This is a genomic window from Pseudonocardia sp. SID8383, from assembly GCF_009864975.1.
Classification (GTDB): domain Bacteria; phylum Actinomycetota; class Actinomycetes; order Mycobacteriales; family Pseudonocardiaceae; genus Pseudonocardia; species Pseudonocardia alni.
Map to the genome: position 1 here is coordinate 1 of NZ_WWFY01001218.1, position 4,294 is coordinate 4,294.

The window sequence follows — 4,294 nt, forward strand, 5'->3', positions numbered from 1 at the left end:
CGAAGCGCGGCGCGGCGTCGACGGTCCGCAGCGACCCGGGCGCGGTGGGCGCGTAGTCGGGCTTCGCGACCGGTGGGTCGACCGGCTCGGGCACGTCCTCGCCCCGACCGCGCCGGGCCCGTGCCTCCACCGCGCCGCGCGCCAGGACGCCCGAGTCGACGAGCATCAGCTCGGCGGCGTGCAACCAGCGACCGTAGTAGCCGTCGTCGAGGTAGCGGGTGCGGTCCAACCGGGACAGCGCGTGCCGGAACGCGTCCAGGTTGCGCCCGGAGATGCGACCCATGGTCAGCGCGGTGAGCGCGAAGGCCCGGCCCTGCCACGGCTCACCGAAGGGCGGCTCCGGCTCGACGTCGGCCGGCGCCGTGACCCGCCCCCAGCCGGAGGCGCCGCCGAGGTCGGACGGGTCGACGGGATCGTCCACTCAGGACCCCAGGGCGAGGACGTTGCAGACGTCGCCGCGGCCGCCGGTCGAGGTCAGGCCGCGCTGCGAGCGGATCCGCTCGGCGAGGAACGCCGCGTCGGCGCCCACCCCGGAGAACCGCCCGGACCCCCAGGTCCACTGCCAGGGCAGGCCCAGGAAGAACAGCCCGGGGACGGCCGTCGTGCCCCGGCTGTGCGCCGGCGAGCCACGGCCGGTGAACACCCCCAGGTCGATCCAGGAGAAGTTCTGCCGGAACCCGATGCACCACACCACGGAGGTGATCCCGGAACCGTCGAGCGCCAGCTCGGTGACCTCGCGCTCCGGACGCCACACCGGGGTGTAGCGCTCCTCGACCGGCGCGTCGACACCCTGCTCGGCGATCCAGCCGTCGATGGTGTCCTTGATGGACTCGCTGACCTCGTCGGCGTGGTCCAGTGAGGACTCCAGGTCGGGGGCGAAGGTGAGGCGGCCCCCCGCATGGTCGGTCAGCGCACCGTAGAGGTGCATGCCCTCGGCGGCGAAGCGACGCAGGTCGATGTCGCGACCGCCGTCGCGCCCGGTGACGTAGTGGTTGGCCTGGGCGCGCACGGCCTCGCGGCGCGGGTGCCGGGTCACCGGCATCCGGTAGTAGCCCATCTCGTCGAGCCAGTCGGTGACGTCACGGCCCCGGTAGAAGCGGGCCACCCGCGGCGCGTGCCCGACGACGAGGTGCACCCTGCGCCCCTCCAGGTGCAGGTCCTCGGCGATCTGGGCGCCGGACTGCCCGGACCCGACCACCAGCACCTCCCCCGGCGGTAGCTGGCCGGGGTTGCGGTAGTCCTGGGACCCGATCTGCGTGATGCCGGCCGGCAGCGGCTCGGACAGCGGCGGGGTGAGCGGCGTGTGGTACCCGCCGGTGGCGACGACGACCTGGTCGGCGGTGCACGTCCCGGCGGAGGTCTCCACGACGAAGGTCCCCCGGTCGTCGCGGTGCAGCCGGGTCACCGCGACGCCCTCGAGCAGCGGCGGGTCGACGAACGCCCGGTAGGCCTCCAGGTAGTCGACGATCTCGCCGCGGACCATGAACCCGTGCGGGTCCGGCCCGGCGTAGGGGAAGTCCGGCAGGTCGCACTGCCAGTTCGGCGTGACCAGGCTGAAGGTGTCCCATCGGTGCCGCTTCCAGGACGACGCGACGACGTCGCGCTCGAGCACCAGGTGGTCGATGCCGCGCACGTCCAGGCAGCGGCTCATCGACAGCCCCGCCTGTCCACCGCCGACGACGACCACCGTCCGGTGCTCGCCGTCGAGCTCGGTCGGCGGGGTGCGCCGGTCCTCGCGCCGGATCACCGCAGTCATGGGGGCCTCCTCGTGAGGGATCGGGGAACGCCACCACGGTCGACCCGTCGTATTACCGAATCGTGTCGTTCGGACGACGGGAGTATTGCCCCGTGTTACGCAACACGACGGTCACAAAGCGCTGATCAAGAATTGCCGTCGTAGTCCGCTCTCAACGTTCCGGAAACAGATCACTGGTGTTGTGGGGACTGCCGGAAACGGTGGGGCCCGATTCCTTCGCAGTGTCCCTCCCCCGGCGCTCCCACGCACCCCTAATCCCGGCGTGGATCCGTCACACCACGAGGAGCATCCCCATGACCAGCGCCGAGCTGTCCGACGTCGAGAAGAAGAGCCTCGAGGAGATCCCGCACCCCTCGCTGCCCGAGGGTTCGAGCATCTACGGCGGCACCAAGGTCTTCCCGGACCTGCAGGCCGAGAACGGCGAGACCTACTTCACCCTCGTGCACGGCATCGCCCACGAGTCCTCGGTCAGCTTCGTGGCCGTGCTGCAGGCGACCCGTGCGCTGCGCAAGGGCTTCGAGTCGGCCATGTACTTCTACGGCCCGGGCTCGCTGAACTGCCTGGCCACCCGCGGTTTCCCGACGACCGGCACGTCCGCGTTCCCCGGCGAGCACAACATCAACGACCAGCTCAAGACCTTCATCGGCGAGGGCGGCAAGGTCTACTGCTGCCGCTTCGGGCTGTCGCTGCACGGTGCCCGCGAGGAGGACCTGATCGAGGGCGTCATCCCGACGCACCCGCTCGACGTCCAGGACGCGCTCATCCACTACGCCCGCAAGGGCGCGATCATCAACTCGACCTACCAGCTCTGACCGACGGCGGGACGCCACCGCGTCCCGGATCCGCACCGAGATGCAGCTCAGGGCGCCCCGGCGTCCGTCGCGGCAGCCGTGGGCTGCATCTCGGTGCGGCCGGGTGCACCGGTCGCACCCCGCCGTACCCGGCCCGTCGCATCCCCGGAGGTCCGTCCGCATGTCCGCACCGTCCCGTACCGAGCCCGGTCTGCGGGCCCGAGCCGAGCTGGCCGTCCGCGGCGTGGGGCTCGACCCCGACACCGGGCCCGACACCGCATCCGGCGCCGGGCCCGAGCGCCCCTCCGGCGTGACCGACCTCGGGTCGGTCATCCCGCTGCGCCGCCCCGGCGGGGCCGGGCCGTCCGCCGACGGCCACGTGCTCGTCGACGGGCTGGCCACCACCGTCCCGATCGTCGCCGACTCCCCCTACCGGCTCCGGGACGGGCGGCTGCTGCGCCGCGAGCCCGGCGGCGGCGTGACCGACATGGGTGTCGCCGTCGACACCGTCGCCCGGCCGGCCTTCTACGACCTCACCACCGCCGACGGCATCTCCTACGAGAAGATCGCCCGCCTGCACGGCGACGACGTGCTCGCCTCCACCGTGGTGCAGACCTGCGTGCGCTACGGCGAGGCCGACCGCTGCCGGTTCTGCGCCATCGAGCAGTCCCTGGAGTCCGGCGCCACCACGGCGGTCAAGACACCCGACCAGCTCGCGGAGGTCGCCGAGGCCGCGGTCCGCCTGGACGGGGTGCGCCAGATGGTGCTGACCACCGGCACCTCCAACGGACGTGACCGCGGTGCCCGGCACCTGCTGCGCTGCGTGCGCGCGATCCGCGAACGGGTACCCGGGCTGCCGATCCAGGTCCAGTGCGAGCCGCCCGCCCCCGACGACCTCGGCGTGCTCGCCGAGCTGGCCGCCGCGGGCGCCGACGCGATCGGCATCCACGTCGAGTCCCTCGACGATGACGTCCGCCGGCGCTGGATGCCCGGCAAGGCCACCGTCGGGCTGTCCCAGTACCGGGCGGCCTGGGACGAGGCGGTGCGGGTGTTCGGCCCGAACGCGGTGTCGACCTACCTCATCGTGGGGCTCGGGGAGGACCCCGACGAACTCGTCGCCGGCGCCGCCGAGCTGGTCGCGGCCGGGGTGTACCCCTTCGTCGTCCCCTACCGGCCGCTGCCCGGCACCCTCGCCTTCGCCGACGGTGTCCCCGCGCCCGACCCGGACCTGCTCGCCGACGTCACCTCCCGGGTCGCCGCGGTGCTGCGGGAGGCCGGGATGCGCGGCGCCGACCAGGCCGCGGGCTGCGCCGCCTGCGGGGCGTGCAGTGCGCTGTCGGCGGCGGGGGGCTGAGCCGTGAGCACCACCGACCCCCGCCCCCGCTTCGTGAGCGGGGCACCCCGTCACCTCACCCCCGCCCCCCGCTGGATCGCCGACGAGCTGCTCGGCGGCCGCCCGGCCGCCGGCACCGACACCCCGCCGGTGACGATCCGCGAGGCCCGCGCCGACGACGCGGGCGACTCCGGCGTCGCCGGGTACCGTGCGCTGCGCCGCGCGGTGTTCTGCGTCGAACAGGGGCTGTTCCCCGACCGGCCCACCGCCGACCTCGACGACCACGACGCCGACCCGCGCGTCGTCGTCCTGCTCGCCCACGACGCCGACGGGACCCTGCTCGGCGGGGTGCGCCTCGGCCCGGCCCGGGCGGCCCACCCCGACATCGGGTGGTGGACCGGCAGCAGGCTGGTC

Annotated in this window: 3 protein-coding genes and 2 pseudogenes; 3 read left to right on the forward strand and 2 right to left on the reverse strand. The window is 73.8% G+C overall.

Annotated features, from left to right (window positions below; genetic code table 11):
• Window positions 1-421 (reverse strand): annotated as a pseudogene (locus GTW08_RS29800) (SH3-like domain-containing protein); the annotation flags it as partial.
• On the reverse strand, window positions 422-1,756 hold the full coding sequence (locus tag GTW08_RS29805) for an MSMEG_0569 family flavin-dependent oxidoreductase (RefSeq protein WP_073574375.1): 1,335 nt from the start codon (window positions 1,754-1,756) through the stop codon (window positions 422-424).
• A gap of 293 nt (window positions 1,757-2,049) precedes the next feature.
• Here GTW08_RS29805 and GTW08_RS29810 point away from each other — a divergent pair, with 293 nt between their 5' ends.
• From GTW08_RS29810 to GTW08_RS31310, 3 genes and pseudogenes are all read left to right on the forward strand, one after another.
• Window positions 2,050-2,568, forward strand: coding sequence for an MSMEG_0572/Sll0783 family nitrogen starvation response protein (locus tag GTW08_RS29810; RefSeq protein WP_062396325.1), 519 nt, complete (start codon window positions 2,050-2,052; stop codon window positions 2,566-2,568).
• Window positions 2,569-2,728: 160 nt separating this feature from the next.
• The gene (locus GTW08_RS29815; protein ID WP_083658089.1) at window positions 2,729-3,901 is read left to right on the forward strand and encodes an MSMEG_0568 family radical SAM protein; all 1,173 of its coding nucleotides are present in this window, start codon (window positions 2,729-2,731) and stop codon (window positions 3,899-3,901) included.
• A 3-nt stretch (window positions 3,902-3,904) separates the two neighbouring features.
• A pseudogene (locus tag GTW08_RS31310) lies at window positions 3,905-4,294 on the forward strand (hypothetical protein); the annotation flags it as partial.